The organism is Lactobacillus sp. UMNPBX12, from assembly GCF_002553955.1.
In the GTDB taxonomy this organism is placed as follows: Bacteria; Bacillota; Bacilli; order Lactobacillales; family Lactobacillaceae; genus Lactobacillus; species Lactobacillus crispatus.
Map to the genome: position 1 here is coordinate 1 of NZ_PCYY01000004.1, position 24,085 is coordinate 24,085.

A 24,085-nucleotide genomic window follows, 5' to 3' on the forward strand; every position below is an offset into this window, starting at 1 on the left:
CTTAGAATCCTACTTTGATTAAATAAATAATTAAAAAATCAATTTACGAGAAAGATCTATTTACACAAAAGATTTGACAGTTTCAGAAGGATATTAGAATGAATAAAAAGTTACTTAAGTTAATCGCAAGTAGTTCGGTCGCAATGACTTTAATGGCACCTGGAGTGGCATTTATGCAAACTAATCCGGTTGTAATGGCCGCTGAACAAAGTCAAAAGACAGTGGGAATGACGGTTTACAAATACAGTAAAAATCACCGCAGCCATGCTAAGTCAATGGCTCAAGGTTTTGTGGGAGATAAGGTGCAATTAACAGTTAGTCAAAAGCATGTGACTAAGATGACAATCCATGTCGATGGTAAAAATAGTCCAATGGGCAAGGGGCAAAACGTAAATAAGATTGTAAAATCCCTCAAGATTAATGGCGTTAGCGGTAAAAAGGGAAATGTTTCCGCCGACAAATCTAGTTTTGACTTTGTTTTTGCAGGCAAAGCTTTCAAAAATAATGGTTGGGTCAAGATGCAAGTCACTATTGACTTTGGTGGTAAGATGACCGAACAAGCTTGGGTGAAGTATGACAAGGTTAGCGGTTTAACTACTAGCAAGAAAAAGACCGACAAGAAGCAAAAGAAGGCTAGTAAAAAGAGCGTCAAAAAAGTTAGTAAGAAAAGTACACACGGTCAGCGCAGATAAAAAGGTTCAAAATATCAATTATGCGGTCTATAAGGCGGATCGCAGTGGCGTTTCTGCAGCAAATAATTTTTACACGCATCATGCCAGGATTGAAAAAGTAAAGCAGGGCTATGTTATGACCTTAAAAGTTGAGGTAAAGCATGGGATGGTGACCAAATTTCAGCCGGTTTCACTGGGAATTGGTTCAATTTCAAACCTGCGTTTTACCAAACAAGCTGGCAAGGATATCTGGACTTATCAGGTCCACTTCAAGTCGCTAAATCAGTTGAAGAAGCAGGCTCAGGGGAGTCTGCGCTTGAGCGTACCAATTGCCAATATTCATGATCGTTTGTTTAAGGTCTGGTTTGCTTTTGGCGTAAAAAATGTGGCGCACAGTTCGACTGTAAGCAAGGCATTAACCGAAGCAAATAGTAGCACTGATTCAAGTAGTACTAGTGATGCTATTTCTGCAGCTAATGACGACAGTAGTAAAGATGCAGAAAATGCTACAAGTAGCGCTCAACCGCAGTCAAAGCCAGTTAAAAAGCAGCAGTCTTCTTCAAACTCTAGTGTAAAACCTGGGGCAAAGATGACACCCAAGAAGAAAAAGATGGCGACGATTGCAGCGGTGGAATATCCATTTTTGCCTGTGATCGCAGGCTTTTTAGCATTTGATGCTGCAATTATTGGTTTGGCCTTTTACTTAAGAAATAAAATTTTGAAGAGAAAGAAATAATGAAAAATATAGCTAAAATTATCTCTTTTCCTTTCTTGTTGATAACTTGTTTGTTTATTTTTGGTGTGACTGTTAGTGCACAAAGCGTGAGTTATCGTACTTACAAGTATGGCACGCATCAGACCTCGATGGCTGATGGCTACTATGCGCGTCCTGCTCAGGTTGTGGTAGACGACAATCAGTACCTGGTAACGATGACGATTCGCACTAAGAAAGATCTAAGTCCCTATCCGGTTCGGGTGTTAACGATTAATGGACAAGCACCGCTAAACGTAGTAAAAACGCGGCATGGCAGTGACTATGATTATCGCTATAGTTTTCGCACTAATAATTTAAAACGTGATATTTCTAGTCAAATTAAAATAGATGTGCCACATGTTTACCAAGCAACACACAATATTACATTTGCCTTTGACACTACGCAATTGCCTAAGTTAACAAATAAAAAAGAGCGAGCAAGTCATGCAGAAAGTGCGATAAAACGTAGCGCGCCACAGGTGAAAAACAAGAGTGTTAAGCCTAAGGAGCAATTGGCACAAAAGAAGCAAGCGGCAATAGCTAACAGGCAAATAGCACAGAATGCACGCAATCAACGTGCTAATCAACAAAGGCAGCGAAATTTTTATTATGTTATTTTGGCTGGAGTGCTTAGTTCGTTAATTTTAATTGGCGTTGCTGTTTTGATTGTCGTAAATGCCAAGGAAAGAAAAAGTAAATGAAAAAACGTAAAGGATTAATTATTGGTTTAATTATATTTTTAGTAGCAATCATCGGAGTGGCAATTGGTGCTAAACGATTGATTGATCAAAAAGTTGCCAATAATGAAAAGATTGTTGCCACAAGTGCAGCGATTACTGAAATTTTTGATAAATTGAACGTTAATTTAGCAGGGGTTCCAAAGACGCAGGCTAAGTTACCAGCACGCTATCAAAAGGTGCCCAAGATTGGGAGTCCAATGAAGCCAAGTGTTGAAAAGATTGCTTCTTTGAATCCCACTCGTGTCTATGCAGTCTCAACTTTAAAAGATCAGTATGATCAATCATTTAAAGAACAAGGCGTTAAAGTTACATATCTGAAGCTGGATTCAGTAGCTGACCTTGAAGCTACACTGAGTTCATTAGGCAAGCAGTATTACCGGCAGAGACAGGCTGATTATCAGATTGGCTTAATCAAAAAAGCCGTTAAAAAGGCTAAAGCACGTGTTCACGGTCGTAAGCCTAGAGTATTGATCTTGATGGGCTTGCCTGGCGCTAATTACATGATTCTAACTAATCGATCATATTTAGGTGATTTGGTCAGAATAACTGGTGGGGAAAATGTCTATCACTCTGATAGTCAGATTTATTTGTCACCAAGTAATGACTCGCTAGCTACTAAAAATCCAGATGTCATTTTGCGATTAGAACATGCTTTACCAAATGTAACTTTGCCACAATTTAAGCAAGAGTTTAAGAAAAATTCTGTTTGGAAGACGATGAAAGCCGTAAAGACAGGCAGAGTTTATGACCTACAGCAACCAGACTTTAATGCTTCAGCTAACATGAATGTTTCTCAAGCATTGAATAAATTAAGCAACTGGTTGTACCCTGGAAAGTGATCAAAATGAAGAAAAAGGTAATTTGGATAAACTTGATTTTAGCAGTTTTGTTAATCAGTACGATTTTCTTTGCATTAACTCACGGAGCAAGCAATTTTTCAATGCAAAAGATGACTAACAGCCAATTGAATATTTTGTTTAATATCCGTGTCCCGCGGATTATTTCGGCACTAGTAGCAGGAGCTAGCCTCTCTGTTAGTGGTGCCTTTTTTCAGGCAACTTTGCGCAATCCGATTGCAGAACCTGGAATTATGGGGATCTCTAGTGCAGCCAGTTTATGTCAATTGCTAGCGGTTATTATTTTGCCAGAAATTTTCTTTGGTAAAATTATTTTCGCGATTATTGGCGGACTGCTAGCGTTTGGGCTTCTTTTATTATTCCAAAAAAGATGACGCCTTATCAGTTAATTATCATCGGAGTGGCATTGAATGCGGTGTTCACGGGGATGCAGGAAGTTTTCACTAATAATCAAAATAGTGGCAGCAGCCTGGCCACAAGTAGTTGGGGATCAACAATGTATTTATTGGTTATTGGCATAATAGGGCTGATTTGCGCGATTTGTTTTATGAATTGGGCTAATTACTTAAAGATCAATGATGAAGAGCTGACGTCTTTAGGTGTTTCTGCTAAAACCCTGCGTTTAGTCTTGATGCTAATTGCAGTGGTTTTGGCCGCAACAACAACGGCTTGCATTGGTGTTTTAGCCTTTATCGGAATTATTGTGCCACAGGTTGCTCGTTTGCTTTTTGGATATGATTATCAAAAAATCATTCCATTTTCGATTTTTGCTGGAGCTTGGTTTTTATTGTTCGTTGACACCATCGGCCGGGTGATTACAGCGCCAAACGAGATTGCGGCTAATATTATTTTGGCTATTGTTGGTGGTCCAGTTATGATTTTAATTTTATGGAAGAGGCAGAAAAATGCTTAAAGCGTCGCAGATTGATTTTTCATATGGGTCAAAACAATTATTTAATCAATTCTCTCTGAGCCCGCAGGAGCACCAGATTACGACTTTAATTGGTCCTAATGGATCTGGCAAGTCAACCTTGTTTCGCTTGCTTACACGGGCAATAAGGCCGTCTGCGGGGACAATTACGCTAGATGGGCAAGATATCTGGCAGCTAGCTGCGAAGGATTTTGCCAAAAAGGTAGCAATTGTCCACCAGCAGAATCAATTGTATGATCAGATAACTGTCAAGGAACTGGTTAAAATGGGGCGTCTGCCGTATCATTCCTTGATGGAGGATGAAGAAAATGGATCTGCTCGCCTTCAACAGATTATGCAGGAGCTAGAGATTGCTGATTTGGCAGATAAGTTTATAGCGCAATTATCTGGCGGTCAGCAGCAGCGTGTGTGGCTTGCTACAGCACTGGCGCAAGAGCCGGAATATCTTTTTCTAGATGAACCAACAACATACTTGGATTTGCATTTTCAGTATCGCTTTTTGGATTTAGTGAAAAAATTGAATCGAAAGCAGAATTTGACGATTTGCATGATTTTGCACGATTTGAATCAGGCTTTGCAATATAGTAATCAGGTAATTTTGCTCAACCAAGGCAGGATTCAAAAGCAGGGCAGGCCAGAAGAGGTAATTACGGCGCAGGCGATTAGGCAAAACTTTGGCATAGATTGCGAGATGATCGAAACTGAGCAGGGAAAAGTCTTGTTAATGGCAGGTTCTGAGGCAAAATAAAAGACCACGAGAAAACTCGCGGTCTTTTTTTGTAATAATAAATTATTACTTGTTAACTTCATCCTTGAAGCTCTTACCTGGCTTGAATGCTGGAACGTTTGATGCAGCAATTTCAATTTCCTTACCAGTTTGTGGGTTACGACCCTTACGAGCAGCACGGTGACGAAGTTCGAAGGCACCGAAGCCAACCAATTGAACCTTGTTACCTTCAGCAACATTGCTCTTAACGACGTCGATGTAAGCGTCCAAAATAGTGTTAATGTCTGTCTTAGTAGCATCAGTCTTTGCAGCGATTTGATCTACTAATTGTTTCTTAGAAATAGTTTCCATGAAAAATACCTCTTTTAATATAAACTACGATTACTTATTTTAACAGTAATCCGCGTATTTACAAGGGGAAACAGCCTCTTTAAAGAATTTTTTTAAAAAGGAAAGAAATTCTATGTATTTGAAGCGAAAAATATTGTATTCGCTATCAAAAATGTAGTTCATGTAATGATTCTTTTGTTTTGATTTGAAAAATTAACTTTTTTCAAAAAATTTAGACATTTTTTGCGTAATAAATGATGGGAGACAAGCCTAAATTTTGAATTCCAAATTTTGTACAGTGATGGAATATATAAGAGAGGTGAATAATCTTTAATTACACAAATCACATCCTCGAAATATGCTTAAACAATATCAATTAAGAACGTTGAAGAATGGATTAAGAATGGCAGGTATAAGACTATGAGCCTACTAACTTATAAAGGTTACCAAGGTACTTATCGAAGTTGAAAATGATACTTTATTTGGCGAAGTCTTAGGTCTAGAAAATACTTTTATTTCTTATGAAGGAAATTCTCTGGCAGAGTTGAAGAAAGATTTCAAAGCGGGTATTGATGATTATCTTGAGAATTGTCAATTGAATCATGAGCAACCAGAACAGGCTAACCAAGATGCAGCTAAGTTACAGTTGCAAAAATTATTATTAACATCATTAGCGTGATTGGAACAAAATAAAGCTCGAAACTTCTACAAATTGTAGTAACTTCGAGCTCTGCATTAATCTGTTTTTGTTCAATACAACGCATGCTATTACATATTGGCAAATCGATCTAGTTCATCATGTGTTCCTAATGCAACCAAAACTAGGATTAGTTCATGTGTTTCTTTATCAATCCGGTAGTACAATAGCCAATCGTCATTATATTGACGATTAACGTGCATTTCGCGATTTTTTCCTACAGGGTGATCTTTATGTTTGGCTAGAAATTCTTTGTCATTGGTTAATATTGCTTCAACACAATCATCAACATAATCCATTGGATAATGTTTTCTTTCATATCTCTTGTAAGCGCGGTAGTAGCGCTTGGTAGGATTAACTTGCATGATTATTTCCGCATGGCCTTTTTGTATTCTTCAAAAGAGCTATAACTTCCATGATAAATGTGATTATCAGCTTCATAGTTTGCTTCATCTAGTTCTGTCATGGGTCTTAGTTCTAAAGGAATGCCATTACTTCTAACAATAGCTTTGAAATACATTCTAATTCCTGTTGATATATCAACCCCATATGAAGCAAGAATATCTTGAGCTTCTTTTTTTAATTTATCATCGATTTTTACACTAATTTGAGCCATAGTACAACCTCTATTCACAAAATGTATTACTTTATCTATATAGTACTATATACTATAAATACAAAATATCAATTTTTAGCGTTTGCTTTTAAAAGATTATAGGTAGTCTTATTATGAATACTAGGGGAAAAAACTAAAAGTGACATTTATATCTTTAATCGTAATACACCAGCAGAAATTTAAACATAAACAAAGCTCGAAGCTTCTACAAATTGTAGTAACTTCGAGCTTTTTGTAACTATTCAGAAAAGATAATTTAGCGGTCTTCGTGGTTAGTGAAGTAACGGTAGTCCTTACTCTTGTCGAACAATACGGCACGAGCGTTTTCACCGTTGGAGATTGAGAAGATAGCGTCAGGGTACTTGTTCTTAACTTCATCTTCTACCAATCCTCTAAGCATTTCGTTGTTAGCTAAAACTGAACCGGTTAAAGCAATCTTCATTGGCTTAGGATCTTCGTAACGGTCAAGACCGATGATGATGTCACGGGCTAACAGATGAGCTTGTTTCTTAATAACTTTGATTGCATCATCGCTGCCTTCATCAGCAAGTTGTGCAACGTGAACAGCCATTCCTGCAACTTCTGGGTTAGACATCTTGTAGAATTTAGCGTTACATTCATCCATGTGTTCAACGCCAAATAATTTAGTAAACATTTGAATCAAAGCGTTGTCTTCACGCTTGTCCCAGCTAAGAAGAGCAGATTGCATTGCTGAACGAGCAATTGCGTAACCTGAGCCTTCATCACCTAAGATGTTGCCGTAGCCACCAACTGCGATTAAGTGGCCGTTTTGTAAACCGTTGTAAACTGAGCCAGTACCGGCAATTACTAAGGCACCGTCATCACCTTCAAGACCAGCGTAAAGTGCTAAAAGTGAATCAGTAATAGCACGAGTAGGTAAGTTGTTAATTCTTGATGAAATAGTTGCGGCAACTTCTGGAGCATTACCGACAACTGAAAGACCGGCAATACCAACAAGAACGCGCATGCAGTCACCATCAACCTTGTCGATCAATTCGTTGATAGTGTCAGAGATATTCTTAATTCCGCCTTCGTAGTCAGCGTTAATTTGGCCTGGGCCGCCTTCTGCACGACCGATTTCCTTGCCAGTTTCGTCATATGCGATTGCAGTTGAGTGGGTACCACCTGCATCAACACCAATTTGGTATTTAAGAGCCATGTTGTAAATCTTCTTTCTATATTAATTTATCCGAATGATAACGTATACATTGTATTATATTTTTATACAGTAGGTCTAGTAAAAGTTTTGCTGTTAGCGCTAACAGCGGCTTTTTTCTTGCAAATTAATAAAATTGTTAAACTAATTAAGCTAACCAACATCCCCAGTAGAAGAACCCATGGTACATAAATTAATGTAATTTGATATTTTCCTGGATTCAACTTGAAGTTTAAAAAAGCATTCATGAACAAGGTTTTATTCTTGTTAATTATTTTGCCATTATCTAAAACTAACCAGTTAATGTTATTAGGAATAGTTGACGCCAATGTCATCATCTTCTTCGTTGTGAAATGATTAGATTTGATGATCAAAGCAGATGTTTGTTTAAAGTTTGGTTGTTTTTGCTTAAAACGATGTATAATCTGCTCGAGCTTTTGTGTGTTTAAGCGCCAGAAGTGAATGCCACTAAAGTCGAGTTTATCTTTTTTTAGTTCAAAAGTAACTTGCAACCGTTGACCACGCTGGTGGCTACCTAGATTAATGAGACGGGCATTTTGATCACGTACTGCCAGATTAATATTAGCACCATTAACTGTCATTGAAATGGCATTATCATCGATCTCACCGGGCATTTCAATGTAGTAAGAATCATCAGTCTGTGGTTTGAAATTGAAAATGATGCGTGCGATTTGCTTATTGTTTTTACGATTATATTGTAGTTGATCGTTTTTCATACTAGTTACATTAATTAATTTTGCTTTAGGCCAATTGATCTGCTTAAACAGCTGCACTTTTGCCCCTGTAACTGCTTGAAAGAATTTGGTTTGATTACTAGTAATATCTAGAGAGTTAAAATTGATTTTTTGCGTTTTTTGTGATGTTAAAAAGAGTAGGGGCAAAGCGGCATTATTTTTCACTAGATATAGTTGGGCAAAGCGTTTTTGCAAATGATAATCGCTGGCATCAACGCGGTGGTTGGAATTGTCATACTTCATTTGCTTACCAGACTTGATCGTTGTGATTTCATCATTGGGCAAAAGATAATATTTGATTCCAAGTAAATCATCTGTCAAAGTAGTTCCGCCAAAATTAGTGTAGGAATTACTATTGTTTAGAAATCCAAGATTGTTGATCAGGTTGAGTACTTTTTGATCAGAAATCGAATTAAAATTACTTAAACCGTAATAACCAGCGCTAAAAGGATCATCATCAGAACGATAGAAAGTCTTTTCAGTTCGGTAAAATCCAGAATCATGTTGATTTGCGTATTGTACTGCTTGGCTGACATTAGTGGTAAAGTTCTGATAATCGCTATTTTTTTGATAAGCTAAATTGCCTAGACATAGTACTAGGTTGACGATTAACTCAAGCTCGATAACTAAATAGAAAAATGGCGCGGCAAAACTGTGTTGATGATAAATAAAGCCAATAAACAAGATTCCGAGGGCTAGAAAAGCTCCCGTGGCAATCTGCGCATCTTCAGTTAGAAAGTCAAAATGTGAGGCATTAAATACTATATAAATAATTAAACCTAAAGAAAATAGAGTCAGAAGTCCGGTCTGCCAATAAGCTATACGTTCTTTTTGTTCTAATGCAATAACGCCTAGATTTAGCGCAAAAAAGATCAACACAAAGCTGAAACGACCAGGATACCAGACAGGGAATTGGCCTAAATGCCAGAGTAAAACCAGTGGTGTCCAAAAAAGAGAAGCAATTAAGAAAATGAGTAAAATTCCGTTTGCTAATTTACGCTGCCAGTTAATCTTTTTACTTAAAAAATATAAAATTGTCAGCAACAAGAAAGGCATTGTCAGATAAATGTTGGGCATCCCTTCCTGCATTTCATGAAAGTTATAGGCCCCTTCGGCTAACTTAGTCAGCTGTTCAACTGGAGAAAACTGCCAGCCCAAATTCCAGGAGGCAGTAGAACTAGCCTTGCCTTGCAACATTTCAACCAGAACGGGGAAGAGCATAAAGGCATTTAAAAATGAACCAGCGATACTTTTTCTTAAATAAATCCAGTTAAGGCGTAGGCGCTCCTGCTTATTAATGAAGAAAATTTTGCTTAACAGATAAAGCAAACCAAAGGCTAATGCCATAAATCCGGTATAAAAATTAGTGAACCAAAGCAAAAAGGTAATTAAAATTAACTTATTTTTTCGTTGGGCCAGCAAGCGGTCGATGGCATTAATCAATAAAGGAAGCAAAATCACAGAATCAAGCCACATCAGATTATAGTGATTGCCAATAACGTAGCCTGAAAGGGCATAAGCCGAACTAGCCGCTAAAGCGTAAAAGTGATTAGTGATTTTTTGCTTCCAATAGTAGTAGGAAGATAGTCCCGCCGCTCCAATTTTTAATGCGATAATAATTAAAATTGCTTGTGGCAAAAAATGTTGCGGAAATAAAAATAAGAGTAGATTGAAAGGACTGCAGAGATAATAGGCATCAGTTGCTAGCATTGAACCGCCTAAACCATTAGAAAAGGAATAGATTAAGCGCAAGGGATGGGAGAACAAATTTCGCCTGAAGAAGGCAAGAAAATCAACATATTGTTGACCTAAGTCGACAGTGAGCACTCCATTTTTGCTGTAGAAAAAGTAACTCAAGAAAATCAAAGCCGGTAGCAAAAAACTAAGCCAGAAAAAAATATTTTTACGATTAATTGCAATGTGTCGTGAGTTAAGAAATTTAAGCATCATTAAAAATTATATAAGCTCCCTTATGAATTGTAGAATTGATGTTTACTTTTTGTTAAAATACATCTAGTTTTAATAAAGGTGATTTACGTGAATTATTTTAGAAAAAATAGTGGGACTGGCTCAAACAAGCATTCCTCAACTCCAATTAGAATGCGAATCATTCTAGGGGTAATTTTAGTCCTCTTTGCCATGTTAATTGGGCAATTGGCTTATTTGCAACTAGTTTATGGTTCACGTTTCAAGGCAGAAGTGCAAAAAACTGATTCAACTGTTGTTTTGCATCAAGTGCCACGTGGTGTCATGTATGACTCCAAAGGCCGCGTTTTAGTAGGTAATAAAGCAACCAATGCTATTACTTATACTAAGAGTGCCTCGACTACAACAGCAGATATTTACAAGATATCTAATGCCTTGAGTAATTATATCAAGATTAGCGATGAAAAGCCGACAAAGCAAATGGCAGCAGATTATTATTTAGCTAATGAAGATAATAATACTAAGATATCTAATGCTTTGCCGAAGTCAGCCAAGATTGATGCTGATGGCAATAAGAAGACTTCAGCTGAAATCTATCAAGCGGAATTGGCTTATGTTGAAAAAATGAATCCTCAACTAACCACTCGGCAAAAAACAGCGGCTTTAATCTTTAATAAGATTTCAGGGGCTTATACTTTATCCACGATTTATATCAAGAATAAAGGCTTAACCGATCGTGAAATTGCCCAAGTAGGTGAGCACTTATCAGAGCTTCCTGGTGTGGGTATCGGAACTGACTGGCAAAGATCTTATCCAAATGGTTCATCTATTCAAAGTATCATTGGTTCGGTTTCAACTGAAAAATCTGGTTTACCAAGTGATAGCTTGCAGTACTACTTAAGAAATGGTTACTCACGTAACGACCGGGTAGGTACTTCATATCTTGAAAAAGAATATGAACCACTTTTGAAGGGAACTAAGTCGACTAACCAGGTTATTACTAAATCGAATGGTAATATCCAGCAGACTAAGACTGTTTATAATGGTCAAGCCGGTGCCAGCTTAATGTTAACGATTGACGCTAAGTATCAAAAGCAAGTACAGGCTACTTTGAAACGGGTTTACAGTACAGCTGTTGGTAACGGTGCAGCAAGATACTCTAATGGTGCCTATGCCGTGGCGATGAATCCTCAGACTGGTGCTTTGCTAGCTGTAGCCGGGATTAATAGAAACACGAACACTGGTAAAACGACTGATAATGCTTTAGGTGTAATTAACCAATCCTTTGTTATGGGATCAGTTGTTAAGGGGGCTACTGTTGGTGGTGGATTAATTAATAAGGTTATTACTCCCGAAAACAATACTTTGCCTGATACGGCAATTTATTTGCCAGGTTCACCAGTTAAAAAGTCAGTTTATCCAGTTGGTACTTTCAGTTCATTGGATGCTGAAACAGCGCTGGAAGTCTCCAGTAATATTTACATGATGCACTTAGCAATGAAATGGGTTAAGGCTAGTTATGTACCGAAGAGCTACATTCGTATGCCAAACGATGCCTTTGACATTTTACGGCGTAATTTTGCTATGTTTGGCTTAGGTCAAAAGACAGGCGTTGACCTACCTGGTGAAGTGTCAGGAATTGAAGGTAAGTCATTTAATGACAAGGGTAATATTCTTTCCGGTTCTGTACTTGACCTAGCTTATGGTAACTATGATGCTTATACACCAATTCAATTAGCTCAATATGTGTCAACTATTGCTAATGGTGGTAAGAGATTGCAACCTTATATTGTGCAATCAGTTGGTAAAACTAGCAAAGATGGCAAGAAGATTTACATTAGCTACAATAAGAAGCCAAATGTCCAACAAGTAATTCCTTGGACGCTTGCGGAACTTAATGTGGTTCAAACAGGGTTCTATCGTGTTGTTCACGGTACGAATGGTTGGGGAACTGCTCACCCATTGAAGAATGTTAAGCCATCAATTTCTGGTAAGACTGGTACTGCACAAACTTTCTACTATGATGCTGAACACCCTAATAGAAAGCACAATATCGAATTGATTAACGCAACCTTTATTGGCTATGCTCCATCGAAAAATCCAAAATTAGCAGTGGCGGTTGTTTTCCCAGGATTAGACCCTGATGGTGAAGGAACATACACATTGCAAGTTGCCAAAGCAATGGTACAAGATTATTTCAAACTTCATTCAACAAAATAAAGAATAATACTGGTCAAACAGCTTGAAAAATGCTATTCTAGTACAGTCAGAATAAAAGTGTAGGTGGTGAAAAAAATGGCAGATAACATCATTTTAGAATGCACCGAATGTGGCGATAGAAGTTACTTATCTAAGAAGAACAAGCGTAAGCATCCGGAACGTTTATCCTTAAAGAAGTATTGCCCAGTTGAAAGACGCGCAACACTTCACCGTGAAACTAAGTAATAAACCAAGATAGCAGGCTACGTGCCTGCTATTTTTTGTTTTTTGGACAAAAAGATGGAAAAATCAGAATTAAGAAAAGAACAAATCAGTAAATTAAAAGAATTTGCCAATACTAAAGAAAAAAGAGCAGAAGATGCGATTTTATTAGAGAAATTAATGTCGACAGATCTAATTAGAAGAAGTCAGACGATTGGGGTAACTGCTTCTTTACCACTAGAAGTAGATACTTCTGAATTAATTGCTTGTTTGTGGGATAAAGGAAAAGAAGTTTATCTGGCAAAGGCACGAGGCGATCAAAATCATACTTTAGACTTTTTACGCTATACGTATATGAGCAAATTGGTAAAATCTAAATTCGGTGTGGAAGAAGTCGCCGATGAAGATGCGAAAATCAATAATGATTTGGATTTAGTCATTGTGCCAGGTTTAGCCTTTGCCTTAGATTCGCATGTTCGACTTGGCTTTGGTGGAGGTTATTATGATCGCTTTTTGGCTAAGCATGATCCTAAAACTGTTGCTTTAGCCAATAGCAAGATGACGTTCGATACTAGCATTTGGCCTATCGAAAAAACCGATATTCCGGTTCAAACAATTGTTACTCCTGATAAAATTTATTAAAATAGTCACAATGACGAAGATAAGGGGGATTAAATGAATACTCAACGAAAAATTAACCTCTCACAATCATTTGTGACTTTAGGAATTTTAGTAGTTTTATTAATAATCTTTTTAGTTGAAGTGTTTTTAGGTGGCTCAGAGAATACCAATGTCTTGATGAAAATGGGAGCCATGAATAATTTTGCCGTGGTGGCTGGACACCAATGGTGGCGCCTATTTACGGCCCAGTTTTTGCATATTGGCATCATGCATTTGGTTTCTAATGCCATTATTATTTACTACATGGGGCAGTATATAGAGCCATTAATGGGACATGTGCGCTTTTTAGTAACTTATCTTTTAGCTGGGGTCGGCGGCAATCTAATGAGCTTGGCTTTCAGTGCTGATCGCGGCTTAAGTGCTGGTGCCTCAACAGCCTTATTTGGTTTGTTTGGAGCCATGACTGCCATTGGCTTGCGCAATTTGCATAATCCAATGATTGCTTTTTTAGGTCGACAAGCCTTTGTCTTAGCATTGATTAACTTAGCGCTTGATATTTTTGTGCCTGGAATTGATATCTGGGGTCATATTGGTGGCTTAATTGCCGGCTTCTTATTAGCGATTATCTTGGGCGATCGTGTAATGAAGACCTACAATCCTAAGTGGCGCGTATTGGCTGCTGCAGTGTTAGTCGTATATGTTGTTTGGACGGTTAGAACAGGAATGATAATTAATTTCTAATGAAAACTCTCTACGATGTACAACAATTATTAGAAAAATACGGAATTTTGGTTCATGTTGGCAAAAGAATTTGGGATATTGAATTAATGGCTTTAGAGCTCGACAATATCAATCGTGCAGGTCTGATTGACCAACATGATTATTTGATTGCCAAGATGATTTTGAGTCGAGAACATCGAATTGAAGTCAAAAATGAACAAAAAAAGGCGCTCAAAGATCCGAAAAATGATAGCCAGTAAATTAGTTTAGCGGTATCATAATAGATGTAAGTTTTTTATGAAAGGGCAGATTTAGTTTATGTCGAGTTTTTTAATTGTCTTAGATTTAGTTTTATTAGTCATTATTTTAGTCATGGTTGGTATCTGGGCTTGGAATAAAATTCAAGCTAAATCAATCGGTGGCGAATTGACTAATGAAGAATTTAAAGAAGGCATGCGTAAGGCACAAATTATTGATCTGCGTGAAAAAGAACCGTTTAAACGCAAGCATATTGATGGCGCTCGCAACTTGCCATATACCATGCTTAAGTATCAATATACTGAGCTTAGAAGCGACTTGCCAGTTTATCTTTACTCAGATTCAAAGACCATTACTTTGAGAGCTGCCCGTTTTTTAAAGAAAAAGGGTTTTGTTTCTATCCATTGGCTTAAAGATGGCTTTGAAGCTTGGGATGGTCGAACTAAGAAGTCAAAATATTAAATGAAAAGAAGACGCATTTGGAGGGGGTAACTCTAATGCGCTCTTTTTTTGTATCAAAATTAAGAAAGGTGATGGGGATGAAAAAGGTACTAGCGATTGTAGGACCAACAGCTATTGGTAAGACAGACTTGGCGATTGATTTAGCTAAAAGGTTGAACGGCGAGATTATTTCTGGCGATTCCATGCAAGTTTACCAAGAAGTGGCAGTGGGAACTGCAAAGGCAACTGCAGAAGAACAAGCGCAAGTGAAACACTACTTAGTTGATACGCAATCCGTTTTTGACGAGTATTCAGTTAAAGATTTTGTGGATCAAGCAACAAAAGCGATTGAAGAGATTAGCCAAAAAGGTAAGTTACCGATTATTGCAGGCGGGACAGGTTTTTATGTTAATGCTTTATTGAATAAGATGCAGCTAGGCGAGAAAACTCCAGAAGAGCGTAGCGTTTCGCAAAAGTGGGAAAACTACCTCAAGGAAAAAGGCGCAGAAAAATTGTGGCAGGTCTTGAATGAGCAAGATCCTAAGGCGGCAGAAAAAATACCAGTAGCCAATAGTCGCAGAACTATGCGAGCATTGACTGTGATTGAGCGTACAGGCAAAAAGTTTTCAGAGCAACAAAAGCAGATCGAGCCACGTTATGATTACTTGATTATTGGCTTGAATTCTGACCGTCAAGAGATATATCGCAGGATTAATTTGCGTGTTGATAAGATGATGGAGCAAGGGATGCTCGATGAAGCAAAATTTATTTATCAAAATCGAGCACGAGAGTATCAGGTCTTGCAAGCAATTGCGTATAAGGAATTTTTCCCTTATTTTGAAGGGCAAGAGACGCTAGAGCATTGCATTGAAGATTTAAAGACAGCTTCGCGCCGCTATGCTAAACGTCAATTGACTTATTTTAGAAATAAATTACCAGTAGTTTGGTTTGATCCGTTAGATGATCCGGGTTGCGAACAAAAGATATTGAAGAAAGTCAAGGAATGGAAAAATGAATAATTTGCCAGAAAAATTACAAAAAATTGTTAAAGAAGTTGATCAACAGATCGCACCTAAACTGGCTGAGATTGAAGATCAAATTGTTTATAATACGGCTAAAGTTTTGGCGGCTTACCAAGCTAATGATGTCGCTGAAGCTGACTTGAATGGGGCTAATGGCTATGGCGACGATGATATGGGAAGAGATAAGCTAGATAAGATCTATGCTCAAGTTTTTCAAACTGAAGATGCGGTAGTTCGGCCTCAATTTGTTTCAGGCACGCACACTTTGTTCGTAGCTCTAGCAGGTAACTTGAAGTACGGCGATACGCTAACTTATTTAACTGGACAGCCTTACGATACTTTGCAAAAAGTGATTGGCTTGACTGATGATAAGCGTGGTACTTTAGTCGAGCGCGGCGTGCATTTTTCATATGTGCCGTTAACCGATGATGGGTTAGTTGATTATGACGAGGCTGAAAAGGTTCTTAAACGTGATCAACCTAAGATCGTTGCCATTCAACGTTCACGTGGCTACTCCACCAGAAAGACCTTTACAGTTGATCAGATTAAGGACATGATTGCCTTTGTTAAACGGGTCAGCCCTAAGAGTATTGTCTTTATTGACAATTGTTATGGCGAATTTTCGGAAAAACATGAGCCAACTGAGTATGGTGCTGACTTAATGGCAGGATCGCTGATTAAGAATGCTGGTGGTGGTCTAGCTAAGACCGGTGGTTATATTGTTGGTAAAAAAGACCTGGTTGAAAATGCAAAACTTGCATTGACTGCTCCAGGCTGCACCGATGAGGGCGCCACTATTGGCAATTTGCATGACTTTTATGAAGGCTTTTTCTTGGCTCCTAATGTTACCGGTATGGCTGAAAAGGGAATGATTTTTGCGGCTGTTTTGTTTGCCAAAATGGGCTTGAATGTTACCCCAGCTTGGGATGAGAAGCGAAGCGATATTATTGAGACAATTATTTTTGGTGATCCTGATAAGATGGTTAAATTTGTGCAAGAAGTACAGAAAAACTCACCGATTGATTCCTTTGTAACGCCTGAAGCTGTGCATATGGAGGGCTACGAAGATAAGATTATTATGGCTGCTGGTAATTTCGTTTCCGGTTCAACTATTGAATTTTCAGCGGATGGTCCAATTAGACCACCTTATGCGGTTTATATGCAGGGTGGCTTGACTTATGCGCATGACAAAGTAGCTATTATTAACGCGGTTCGTGATACATTTTTTAACAAAAAATAAAATTAAAAAATAATCACTAGACCAATTTGACTTTTTTAAATTGGTCTGCTATTGTATTAAACAGTTCTAGGAGATAAGAATAAATCATAGGACCATACCAATTTAATATTTTTTGTTTTTATAGGTGAATTAACTATGAGTAAACAATATACTGCAGAAGAAATTAAGCAAGAAGTTGAAGACAAGGACGTTAGATTTTTACGCTTGGCCTTCACTGATATTAACGGTACTGAAAAGGCCGTTGAAGTACCTAAGAGTCAATTAGATAAAGTTTTGACTAATGACATTCGCTTTGATGGTTCTTCAATTGATGGCTTTGTTCGTCTTGAAGAAAGTGACATGGTTTTATATCCAGACTTCTCAACTTGGACAGTATTGCCATGGGGTGACGAACACGGTGGTAAGATTGGTCGTTTGATTTGTTCAGTTCACACCACTGATGGCAAGCCATTTGCTGGTGATCCAAGAAATAACTTGAAGCGTGTTCTTGGTGAAATGAATGAAGCTGGATTCGACACTTTTGATATTGGTTTTGAAATGGAATTCCATCTTTTCAAGTTAGACGAAGATGGCAATTGGACTACTGAAGTTCCAGATCATGCTTCATACTTTGACATGACTTCAGACGATGAAGGTGCAAGATGCCGTCGTGAAATCGTTGAAACTCTTGAGGGCATGGGCTTTGAAGTTGAAGCAGCTCACCACGAAGTAGGTGATGGTCAACAAGAAATCGACTTTAGATTCGATGATGCTTTGACTACTGCTGACAGATGCCAAACCTTTAAGATGGTAACGCGTGCAATTGCTAGAAAGCACGGTTTGTTTGCAAGCTTTATGGCTAAGCCTGTTCAAGGTCAAGCTGGTAACGGGATGCACAACAACATGTCATTATTTAAGAATGGCAAGAACGTCTTTTATGACAAGGATGGCGAATTCCACCTTTCAAATACTGCTCTTTACTTCTTGAATGGTATTTTGGAACATGCTCGTGCTATTACTGCAATTGGTAACCCAACCGTTAACTCATACAAGCGTTTAATTCCAGGTTTTGAAGCTCCAGTTTACATTGCTTGGGCTGCTAAGAACCGTTCACCACTTGTACGTATTCCAAGTGCTGGTGAAATCAATACTCGTTTGGAAATGCGTTCAGCTGATCCAACTGCTAACCCATACTTGTTACTTGCTGCATGTTTAACTGCTGGTTTGAATGGTATTAAAGAACAAAAGATGCCAATGAAGCCAGTTGAAGAAAACATCTTTGAAATGACTGAAGAAGAAAGAGCAGAACATGGTATTAAGCCATTACCAACTACTCTTCACAACGCAATTAAGGCCTTCAAGAAAGATGATTTAATTAAGAGCTCATTAGGTGATCACTTAATGCACAGCTTCATTGAATCAAAGGAATTAGAATGGTCTAAGTACTCACAATCAGTTTCAGATTGGGAACGTCAACGTTACATGAACTGGTAAAAATAAATAAGTAATTGGAAAATCTCGTGGTGATTGAGGCCACGAGATTTTTTTGTAAAGTATAGATTTTTCCAAAGCATATCTAATCGTAATTAGTCTAATTACGATTAGATAAGTGAACTTATGGATAAGTTTTTAAATCTAGTAGGATAAACTTTTACCAAAAATCAAAAAATATTCTCTTCAAAGAAGAGCAAACTGCTATATAATTGTAATAATGACCGGACTGGTATCCCTAATTAGTTTAGGGATACTTTTGTGTTAATGAGAATGTATTGGAGTCGATGGAATGAGAAATAAGACATTAGTAGCATTTTGTTTGATAGCTGCAATGATCAATTTAACTGCTTGCCAATCGCAAAAGCAGACTAATAATCGCCAAACTATTGAAAAATCTGGTGTGACTCAGAAACAGACTCCCAAAAGATTAATTGTTAAGAGTATGTCAGATACTGAAAAATCTAGTGCAATCTCAATTTATGGATCGATGAAATATGGGGATGCATGGAAGACTGCATATAGTGATGCCAAGAAAAATCGTTTGAGCATTAGTGTAAAAAATCGAACTGGTTTTAATTGGATAAAAAAAGGTAGAGGCTACATTTATGAAGTAACTGGCAATGGTCAAGAAAATAATGCTTTTTATACAATGAAAAGTGAAACCGTATATTTTTATAATCAGAAGAAAAATTTAGGTGTAGCAAGTTTATCTGAAATAGCTTCATATTTAAATGAACATAATCAAGTAAAAGCTGTAGAAAAATTAGCAACTAAGACTACTTTGGCTGCTGAAGTTACATCTGACAAATATGGGGTTAAGGGTGACGATGGCCTAGCATTAGTTCCAACGAGACTTTGGGGTACTTGGTACAACTATAAAGGAAAGAAGTTAGTAATTACTGATCATACTGTTAATGGTGAAGAAATTCATCATATTTCTAATTCTGGTGTAGCAGCAGAATCCTTAGATCAAACGGAAAAGTGGGCTAGAGCTCGGATCGAAAATATTAATGGATTAAATTGCTATCATGTTCAAACATTGAATGCCCAAGATTTTGGCTTACTTTATTCTGCCCAAAAAGATAATTGCAATACGGCAGTAGTAACTTATAGCGTTGATACAGGTCATTATACGGCTACCTATTGGAAGAGCACCAAGATAGCCAAGGAACACCGAAATGCAGAATTTAAGACTTTAAATTAATATTTGTAAAGAAGTATTAAAATAATTGCAATGAACAAGAAGTATAATTTTTGTAAAATAATCGTGTAAGAAGTTGGCGGATCGTATTTTTTATAATACTATTAAGCAAAGAGATAGAATTATTGAAAGAAAAGGGGATTCCTTTTGAAAAGTAAATTAACTGTTTTGGTTGCAATTTCAGCTGCTTTAACTTTAGCAGGATGTAGCCAAAGTACACAAGGTAATAGTAATTCACAATCACAGTCAGAAAAATCAAGTCAAGTTTCTAAGAGTAACTCAGAAAAAACTGGCACCTCAGAATCAAGTAACAGTCAAAACTCAGCAAAATTATCTGCTGAGAATATGGACTATAAGACGCAGGTTAGTGCAATCTCTGTCTATGCTGCACAAAAGTATGGCGACACTTGGGAAATTGCAGTTAATGCTGCCAAAAATGGTAATTTAGGTGTTGCGTTCAGAACCAAAGCCGCAACAGGTATTACTTCTGATAACTCAGGATATGTTTATGAGGTCTCCGGTACCGGTAAAAGCAGTAATGCTCGTTACATGCTAAACGGAGATGGAGCACAAAAGAAAATTACTATTTTTGTTAAGCAAAGAAACCTTGGTACTGTAACTTTACAAGATGTAGTTGATTACATTAATAAAAATAATGATGTTGATCTAGTTCAAAGCTTGGCTAAAAATGCCAAACTAAATGTTAAACTTGAAGGCGATAATGACAATGCAGCTGGTGCTAAGGAATCTGCTAGTGCCGTAATTCCATCAAGCTTGCAAGGTACTTGGTACACTGCAGATACTGGCAATGGCAATATCGATACTTTGACTGTAACTGCTAATAAGATCAATGATGAAGCTGGTTTTAGCATGGATGTAAAGGCTAAAAATTCAGGTTCTTCAACTAGTTCAGGCTATATGAAACAAGCTACTATTAATGGAATTAATTTCTATAGTTTCACTAATATGGGTCAGGAGCCAGGTCAAGGTAGTACATACTTAGCACCGCATACTGAAAATGGTCAAAGCGTAATTGTTTCAGCTAACTCTAAGGGAACAACTAATGCTGTCTACTGGAAGAGCGAAGCCTTGGCTAAGCAAAACTCCAACAAGCAATTTAGCGATCTACAGTATTAAAAGTGAATAAAATAGGCTCTTTGTCAAATGGTGTTGATAAAAGTCAATTAAAAATTAAATAATAGGGAAAGGCATTAGGCTGCTAAATAGTAGTCTGATGCTTTTTCTTTAATAATGGCATCCTTTTCTTCTAGCTTGATTCTGGTTACTAGATGATTGAAGTTAGCGTAACCGTAGGCAGTACGTTCAATCTGTTTAATCTTACGGTTGGTTCCTTCAAGGCAATCGTTTGATTCATCGAACTTAGCAGCGTTGAGAATATCATGTAGATTACGTTTGAAAGTATTTAAAGTGGTGTGCATCATATTGCCAACATGATCTTTGCTTTGAATTAGGCTTCGTAACTTCTTGGTATCTCTATCTTTTAAAGCTTTACTGATATCTTGCATAAGGTTATAAGTATTTTCAAGCTCATTGTTTAAAGAAAGCCCATCAGCCACGATTTGTTCTTGAGTTAGGGTATCTTTTAATCTGGATTGATAGCACGGCTTAACTTTTTCCAGGTCATCAAAAGGCTTAAGATAAAGTTTCCAGTAATATTTAAGCAGGTTGTATTCCCATGAACCTTTTTTGTGCTTCTTCATTTCTTGAATGCGACAGGAATTAAAGGAACGGTTAAGCATCTGAACGATATGGAAACGGTCGAGGATTACTTGAGCATTAGGAAAAAGCTCCTTAGCCATAATGTCATAATAGTAATTAAGATCCATAGTTACAGTCTTAACCTTGTTTCTTACGGTTATTGGGAAACGTTTAAAGTAATTGATAATATCTTTTTTTAATCTGGTAGGCAGTACCTTAACTATTTTATGCGTGTGACCATCAATGGCAATAAAGTGCAGCTGTCTGCCAACGCCTCTGAATTCATCAAAAGCCAGGTATTCCGGCAGCCAGTCGGTATCTTCAAAGGAAGACGGACTATATTTCTCTAGTACGCGTTGCACAGTATTGGTTGAAGTTGAAGTTTGTCTGGCAATGCTCTTCATGGACCAGTCTTCGGTTAAAGAGCCAATAATTTTACGCTTGGTGGCATTAGAAATACAGCAGTATTTATCTACTAGTTCCGTTTGAGCCATCGAATTCGTCTGACAATTACGGCAGATAATTCTTTCTTTAGCTATTCTGATAAAGACAGGAAGACTAGCATCTAAAGCAGGATAACGCACATTTGAATATAGGTGACCATTATGTACGATGTTATCTGAGCCGCAGTTTAAGCAATGGTCTAAATGTACAATAGCGTGGTAGAACTTGGCTTCACGATTACGATATTTGCCAGTTGAGATATCCAAAAATTCTAACAAAGGGTCTTTAATATTCAGAGAAAATTTAATACAATCATTACAAGAGGACATAAGTAATTCACCTTAATTTCTAAAGAGTGGTATCAAAGGACATTATGCAGTGAGGCTTGTGCCTCTTTTTTAATGCAAAAAATCCTATTGATAGAATATCATAGAAATCTATCAACAGGATTTATCATAGAACCAAAAATTCTAACTACGATGCAGTAGTAAAGTCACATCGCAATATCGATCAACTAAGAAAGCCAGTGTAGGTAAGTTAACCTATGCTGGTTTTTGGTTTGCTAATATTTTAGCTAATAATTTGCACATGATTTATTGCTTCCAAAGGCAACTTAGATCCTGATACAATAATTGTTTCTTGATCGTAATAACCTTCCACAAAGCCTTTAATATCAGGTGATAAATTACCATTTTCATCTAGGTCTTTTAGTTGAAGTGAGATCAGTCTATGATTACAAAAGGAATCTAGCAGAATTTCACTAATTTTATCGACAGTCATTTCAGACTTTTTAAAATAATTAGTATTTCTTTCAATATTGCTCTTGCTAATTTTTACAGTATGATCACTCAAAAAGAAACCAGACCATTTCTTCATGCCAGAATCCTGATAATTACGAAAGAACTCATCTAGTTTTTGGTCGAATGCATTTTTATTCATAAGCATTACCACCATTATGTCCACCAACTAATTTGCTACGCTGGATAGCTGTTGCACCTTTGGATAGACTGGATGCTTTAACTACTGCGGAAAAGCCGTACTTTTTACGCAATTTGTCTACTACATGGTCAAGCTTGTATCTTTTGATCTGTAGTTCTGGATCTTCCAGGATATTTAACTGCATACTGTGGTCGGGAACGAGCTCGCTATAGCTAACGCCAATACAGCGTACAGCTTCACCTCGCCAATTTTTTCTAAAAATAGCTAGTAAAGTTTGTACAAGTTCATGATTAACATTAGTTGGAGTGATTTTTCTTTGAACATTAAAACCATCGCGATCATTATCATAATCTAGTTCTGAAAGGGAGAAGCCAATATAAAGACTGACCTTGCCTGCACACAAATTATGTGCTCGAATTCTAGCTCCAACTTGTTCGCCGATTTCTCGAATGACAATTTCGATTTCTCGTTGCTGAGAATAGTCTCTTTGTAAAACCTGTGAGTTGCCATAGCTTTTAGTTTTTGGGTGATACTTATGACTGATAATACTGCGATCAACGCCCCAGCTTTCCGCAAATAGCTGCTCACCAATAATACCAAATTCTTTCTTGAGAATGGCTGGATCAGTGTGCGCCAGTTGGTAGACATTATTAATGCCAATTCTACGTAAATGATTAGCAGTGCGAGTATTAATGCCCCAAACGTCTTCTAATTTTGGAATACGCCAGATCGTATCTGGAACATCGATGTAATGCCAGAAGGCAACCATAGATTTATTGTGCTTAGCCTCATTGTCCATGGCAAGTTTAGCTAATAAGGGATTTTCACCAATACCACAAGTTGTATAAAGCCCTAGAGTATCGTGAATATCTTTTTGAATTTTATGAGCAACATTATATGGATCATTACCAAATAGTTTCCAAGAGGTTGTCATATCAATCATGCCTTCGTCGATTGAGTACATATGAATATCTTCATCAGCTGCATATTTACGAAAAATATCGAGTACCTGCATGCTGCGTTTGATATAAAGATTCATATGTGGATCAACTAGCATTAAGTCTGGTGCTTCTTTTTTAGAGGGTAAGTTTCTAGCTCTCATGACATTGTGTAGGTTATATTTTTTCTTAGCTAGAGGAGAAGCAGCCATAATCAAGCCTGATCCCCAGGGAGCATCTGGCTGTCTTGAAATAACCACTAGGCAAGCTTTCATAGGATTAAGGCCTAATCGTAGGGCTTCGCATGATGCGAAAAAGCTTTTGTTATCAATCATAAAAATAATACGATGAGGTTCGTACTTGAAATCATACATAATACCGTCCGCCTTTAGTAAACTGCACGAACTAACGTGCGCACATTTATATTATATAAACTTTTGTTCGTGCGAACAAGTGGGCATTTTAGA

25 protein-coding genes and 1 pseudogene are annotated in these 24,085 nt (G+C 37.4%); 18 read left to right on the plus strand and 8 right to left on the minus strand.

Annotated features, from left to right (window positions below):
• Window positions 1–98: 98 nt before the first annotated feature.
• The 6 genes and pseudogenes from CP363_RS02495 (at window position 99) to CP363_RS02520 (ending at window position 4,701) form a co-directional block, all read left to right on the plus strand.
• Entirely contained in the window at window positions 99–692 is a 594-nt protein-coding gene (locus CP363_RS02495; protein WP_098035778.1) for a hypothetical protein, read from the plus strand.
• 115 nt (window positions 693–807) lie between these two features.
• Entirely contained in the window at window positions 808–1,407 is a 600-nt protein-coding gene (locus tag CP363_RS02500; protein WP_089147363.1) for a hypothetical protein, read from the plus strand.
• Window positions 1,407–2,126 carry an NEAT domain-containing protein gene (locus CP363_RS02505; RefSeq protein WP_089147362.1) on the plus strand — a complete coding sequence of 240 codons (720 nt, stop codon included), beginning with the start codon at window positions 1,407–1,409 and terminating at the stop codon, window positions 2,124–2,126. Before CP363_RS02500 ends, CP363_RS02505 begins: the two co-directional genes overlap by 1 nt.
• Complete coding sequence (gene isdE, locus CP363_RS02510) at window positions 2,123–3,004, plus strand: heme ABC transporter substrate-binding protein IsdE (protein ID WP_065989602.1); 882 nt, start codon at window positions 2,123–2,125, stop codon at window positions 3,002–3,004. Before CP363_RS02505 ends, isdE begins: the two co-directional genes overlap by 4 nt.
• A 5-nt stretch (window positions 3,005–3,009) precedes the next feature.
• A pseudogene (locus CP363_RS02515) lies at window positions 3,010–3,935 on the plus strand (FecCD family ABC transporter permease).
• On the plus strand, window positions 3,928–4,701 hold the full coding sequence (locus CP363_RS02520) for an ABC transporter ATP-binding protein (RefSeq protein ID WP_089147361.1): 774 nt from the start codon (window positions 3,928–3,930) through the stop codon (window positions 4,699–4,701). Before CP363_RS02515 ends, CP363_RS02520 begins: the two are co-directional and overlap by 8 nt.
• Window positions 4,702–4,746: 45 nt before the next feature.
• Here CP363_RS02520 and CP363_RS02525 read toward each other — a convergent pair whose 3' ends face one another.
• A complete protein-coding gene (locus tag CP363_RS02525) occupies window positions 4,747–5,031 on the minus strand; it encodes an HU family DNA-binding protein (protein WP_005719832.1) in 285 nt (94 codons plus the stop codon).
• Between the two features lie 523 nt (window positions 5,032–5,554).
• On the opposite strand from CP363_RS02525, the gene CP363_RS11120 reads away from it, so the two are divergent.
• Window positions 5,555–5,689, plus strand: coding sequence for a hypothetical protein (locus tag CP363_RS11120; protein ID WP_005719831.1), 135 nt, complete (start codon window positions 5,555–5,557; stop codon window positions 5,687–5,689).
• Window positions 5,690–5,778: 89 nt separating this feature from the next.
• Here the strand turns inward: CP363_RS11120 and CP363_RS02530 are convergent, their stop codons facing one another.
• The 4 genes from CP363_RS02530 to CP363_RS02545 all read right to left on the minus strand — a co-directional run bounded on the left by CP363_RS02530 (window position 5,779) and on the right by CP363_RS02545 (window position 10,202).
• Window positions 5,779–6,072: a type II toxin-antitoxin system YafQ family toxin gene (locus tag CP363_RS02530; RefSeq protein ID WP_013086638.1), complete on the minus strand. Its 294-nt coding sequence runs from the start codon at window positions 6,070–6,072 to the stop codon at window positions 5,779–5,781.
• Between the two features lie 2 nt (window positions 6,073–6,074).
• A complete protein-coding gene (locus CP363_RS02535; protein ID WP_005719828.1) occupies window positions 6,075–6,323 on the minus strand; it encodes a type II toxin-antitoxin system RelB/DinJ family antitoxin in 249 nt (82 codons plus the stop codon).
• 256 nt (window positions 6,324–6,579) lie between these two features.
• Window positions 6,580–7,503: an N-acetylglucosamine kinase gene (locus CP363_RS02540; RefSeq protein WP_005719826.1), complete on the minus strand. Its 924-nt coding sequence runs from the start codon at window positions 7,501–7,503 to the stop codon at window positions 6,580–6,582.
• Window positions 7,504–7,565: 62 nt separating this feature from the next.
• The gene (locus CP363_RS02545) at window positions 7,566–10,202 is read right to left on the minus strand and encodes a YfhO family protein (RefSeq protein WP_198995775.1); all 2,637 of its coding nucleotides are present in this window, start codon (window positions 10,200–10,202) and stop codon (window positions 7,566–7,568) included.
• A gap of 90 nt (window positions 10,203–10,292) precedes the next feature.
• Here CP363_RS02545 and CP363_RS02550 point away from each other — a divergent pair, with 90 nt between their 5' ends.
• The 11 genes from CP363_RS02550 (at window position 10,293) to CP363_RS02600 (ending at window position 20,715) form a co-directional block, all read left to right on the plus strand.
• Entirely contained in the window at window positions 10,293–12,401 is a 2,109-nt protein-coding gene (locus CP363_RS02550) for a penicillin-binding protein 2 (RefSeq protein WP_098035780.1), read from the plus strand.
• A 75-nt stretch (window positions 12,402–12,476) separates the two neighbouring features.
• The gene (gene rpmG, locus CP363_RS02555; protein ID WP_003548272.1) at window positions 12,477–12,626 is read left to right on the plus strand and encodes a 50S ribosomal protein L33; all 150 of its coding nucleotides are present in this window, start codon (window positions 12,477–12,479) and stop codon (window positions 12,624–12,626) included.
• A 54-nt stretch (window positions 12,627–12,680) separates the two neighbouring features.
• Complete coding sequence (locus CP363_RS02560; RefSeq protein WP_089147092.1) at window positions 12,681–13,244, plus strand: 5-formyltetrahydrofolate cyclo-ligase; 564 nt, start codon at window positions 12,681–12,683, stop codon at window positions 13,242–13,244.
• 33 nt (window positions 13,245–13,277) lie between these two features.
• Window positions 13,278–13,964, plus strand: a complete 687-nt coding sequence (locus tag CP363_RS02565; RefSeq protein ID WP_089145494.1) for a rhomboid family intramembrane serine protease — start codon at window positions 13,278–13,280, stop codon at window positions 13,962–13,964.
• Entirely contained in the window at window positions 13,964–14,203 is a 240-nt protein-coding gene (locus tag CP363_RS02570) for a YqgQ family protein (protein WP_005719816.1), read from the plus strand. The genes CP363_RS02565 and CP363_RS02570 overlap by 1 nt, the downstream gene beginning before the upstream one ends.
• A 58-nt stretch (window positions 14,204–14,261) precedes the next feature.
• The gene (locus tag CP363_RS02575; protein ID WP_005719815.1) at window positions 14,262–14,663 is read left to right on the plus strand and encodes a rhodanese-like domain-containing protein; all 402 of its coding nucleotides are present in this window, start codon (window positions 14,262–14,264) and stop codon (window positions 14,661–14,663) included.
• Window positions 14,664–14,740: 77 nt separating this feature from the next.
• On the plus strand, window positions 14,741–15,661 hold the full coding sequence (gene miaA, locus CP363_RS02580; protein ID WP_060462038.1) for a tRNA (adenosine(37)-N6)-dimethylallyltransferase MiaA: 921 nt from the start codon (window positions 14,741–14,743) through the stop codon (window positions 15,659–15,661).
• Window positions 15,654–16,904, plus strand: coding sequence for an aminotransferase class V-fold PLP-dependent enzyme (locus CP363_RS02585; protein WP_098035781.1), 1,251 nt, complete (start codon window positions 15,654–15,656; stop codon window positions 16,902–16,904). The genes miaA and CP363_RS02585 overlap by 8 nt, the downstream gene beginning before the upstream one ends.
• Before the next feature lie 135 nt (window positions 16,905–17,039).
• Complete coding sequence (gene glnA / locus CP363_RS02590) at window positions 17,040–18,377, plus strand: type I glutamate--ammonia ligase (RefSeq protein WP_005719812.1); 1,338 nt, start codon at window positions 17,040–17,042, stop codon at window positions 18,375–18,377.
• A gap of 289 nt (window positions 18,378–18,666) precedes the next feature.
• The gene (locus tag CP363_RS02595; RefSeq protein WP_089147084.1) at window positions 18,667–19,581 is read left to right on the plus strand and encodes an ABC transporter; all 915 of its coding nucleotides are present in this window, start codon (window positions 18,667–18,669) and stop codon (window positions 19,579–19,581) included.
• Window positions 19,582–19,725: 144 nt separating this feature from the next.
• The gene (locus tag CP363_RS02600) at window positions 19,726–20,715 is read left to right on the plus strand and encodes a hypothetical protein (RefSeq protein ID WP_089147083.1); all 990 of its coding nucleotides are present in this window, start codon (window positions 19,726–19,728) and stop codon (window positions 20,713–20,715) included.
• A 74-nt stretch (window positions 20,716–20,789) separates the two neighbouring features.
• On the opposite strand, the gene CP363_RS02605 is transcribed toward CP363_RS02600, so the two are convergent.
• The 3 genes from CP363_RS02605 to CP363_RS02615 all read right to left on the minus strand — a co-directional run bounded on the left by CP363_RS02605 (window position 20,790) and on the right by CP363_RS02615 (window position 23,992).
• The gene (locus CP363_RS02605) at window positions 20,790–22,070 is read right to left on the minus strand and encodes an ISL3 family transposase (RefSeq protein ID WP_098035782.1); all 1,281 of its coding nucleotides are present in this window, start codon (window positions 22,068–22,070) and stop codon (window positions 20,790–20,792) included.
• 241 nt (window positions 22,071–22,311) lie between these two features.
• On the minus strand, window positions 22,312–22,680 hold the full coding sequence (locus tag CP363_RS02610) for a hypothetical protein (protein WP_054833006.1): 369 nt from the start codon (window positions 22,678–22,680) through the stop codon (window positions 22,312–22,314).
• A complete protein-coding gene (locus tag CP363_RS02615; protein WP_089146185.1) occupies window positions 22,673–23,992 on the minus strand; it encodes a nucleotidyltransferase in 1,320 nt (439 codons plus the stop codon). Before CP363_RS02615 ends, CP363_RS02610 begins: the two co-directional genes overlap by 8 nt.
• Between the last annotated feature and the right edge of the window lie 93 nt (window positions 23,993–24,085).

Excerpts from the sequence above, each read along its gene's own strand:
- CP363_RS02500 (WP_089147363.1), top strand. The coding sequence starts at position 808 with ATGACCTTAAAAGTTGAGGTAAAGCATGGGATGGTGACCAAATTTCAG.
- CP363_RS02545 (WP_198995775.1), bottom strand. The coding sequence starts at position 10,202 with ATGCTTAAATTTCTTAACTCACGACACATTGCAATTAATCGTAAAAAT.
- glnA (WP_005719812.1), top strand. The coding sequence starts at position 17,040 with ATGAGTAAACAATATACTGCAGAAGAAATTAAGCAAGAAGTTGAAGAC.
- CP363_RS02530 (WP_013086638.1), bottom strand. The coding sequence starts at position 6,072 with ATGCAAGTTAATCCTACCAAGCGCTACTACCGCGCTTACAAGAGATAT.
- CP363_RS02540 (WP_005719826.1), bottom strand. The coding sequence starts at position 7,503 with ATGGCTCTTAAATACCAAATTGGTGTTGATGCAGGTGGTACCCACTCA.
- CP363_RS02575 (WP_005719815.1), top strand. The coding sequence starts at position 14,262 with ATGTCGAGTTTTTTAATTGTCTTAGATTTAGTTTTATTAGTCATTATT.
- rpmG (WP_003548272.1), top strand. The coding sequence starts at position 12,477 with ATGGCAGATAACATCATTTTAGAATGCACCGAATGTGGCGATAGAAGT.
- CP363_RS02505 (WP_089147362.1), top strand. The coding sequence starts at position 1,407 with ATGAAAAATATAGCTAAAATTATCTCTTTTCCTTTCTTGTTGATAACT.
- CP363_RS02525 (WP_005719832.1), bottom strand. The coding sequence starts at position 5,031 with ATGGAAACTATTTCTAAGAAACAATTAGTAGATCAAATCGCTGCAAAG.
- isdE (WP_065989602.1), top strand. The coding sequence starts at position 2,123 with ATGAAAAAACGTAAAGGATTAATTATTGGTTTAATTATATTTTTAGTA.
- CP363_RS02495 (WP_098035778.1), top strand. The coding sequence starts at position 99 with ATGAATAAAAAGTTACTTAAGTTAATCGCAAGTAGTTCGGTCGCAATG.
- CP363_RS02570 (WP_005719816.1), top strand. The coding sequence starts at position 13,964 with ATGAAAACTCTCTACGATGTACAACAATTATTAGAAAAATACGGAATT.
- miaA (WP_060462038.1), top strand. The coding sequence starts at position 14,741 with ATGAAAAAGGTACTAGCGATTGTAGGACCAACAGCTATTGGTAAGACA.
- CP363_RS02520 (WP_089147361.1), top strand. The coding sequence starts at position 3,928 with ATGCTTAAAGCGTCGCAGATTGATTTTTCATATGGGTCAAAACAATTA.
- CP363_RS02585 (WP_098035781.1), top strand. The coding sequence starts at position 15,654 with ATGAATAATTTGCCAGAAAAATTACAAAAAATTGTTAAAGAAGTTGAT.
- CP363_RS02605 (WP_098035782.1), bottom strand. The coding sequence starts at position 22,070 with ATGTCCTCTTGTAATGATTGTATTAAATTTTCTCTGAATATTAAAGAC.
- CP363_RS02615 (WP_089146185.1), bottom strand. The coding sequence starts at position 23,992 with ATGTATGATTTCAAGTACGAACCTCATCGTATTATTTTTATGATTGAT.
- CP363_RS02595 (WP_089147084.1), top strand. The coding sequence starts at position 18,667 with ATGAGAAATAAGACATTAGTAGCATTTTGTTTGATAGCTGCAATGATC.
- CP363_RS02535 (WP_005719828.1), bottom strand. The coding sequence starts at position 6,323 with ATGGCTCAAATTAGTGTAAAAATCGATGATAAATTAAAAAAAGAAGCT.
- CP363_RS02560 (WP_089147092.1), top strand. The coding sequence starts at position 12,681 with ATGGAAAAATCAGAATTAAGAAAAGAACAAATCAGTAAATTAAAAGAA.
- CP363_RS02610 (WP_054833006.1), bottom strand. The coding sequence starts at position 22,680 with ATGAATAAAAATGCATTCGACCAAAAACTAGATGAGTTCTTTCGTAAT.
- CP363_RS02565 (WP_089145494.1), top strand. The coding sequence starts at position 13,278 with ATGAATACTCAACGAAAAATTAACCTCTCACAATCATTTGTGACTTTA.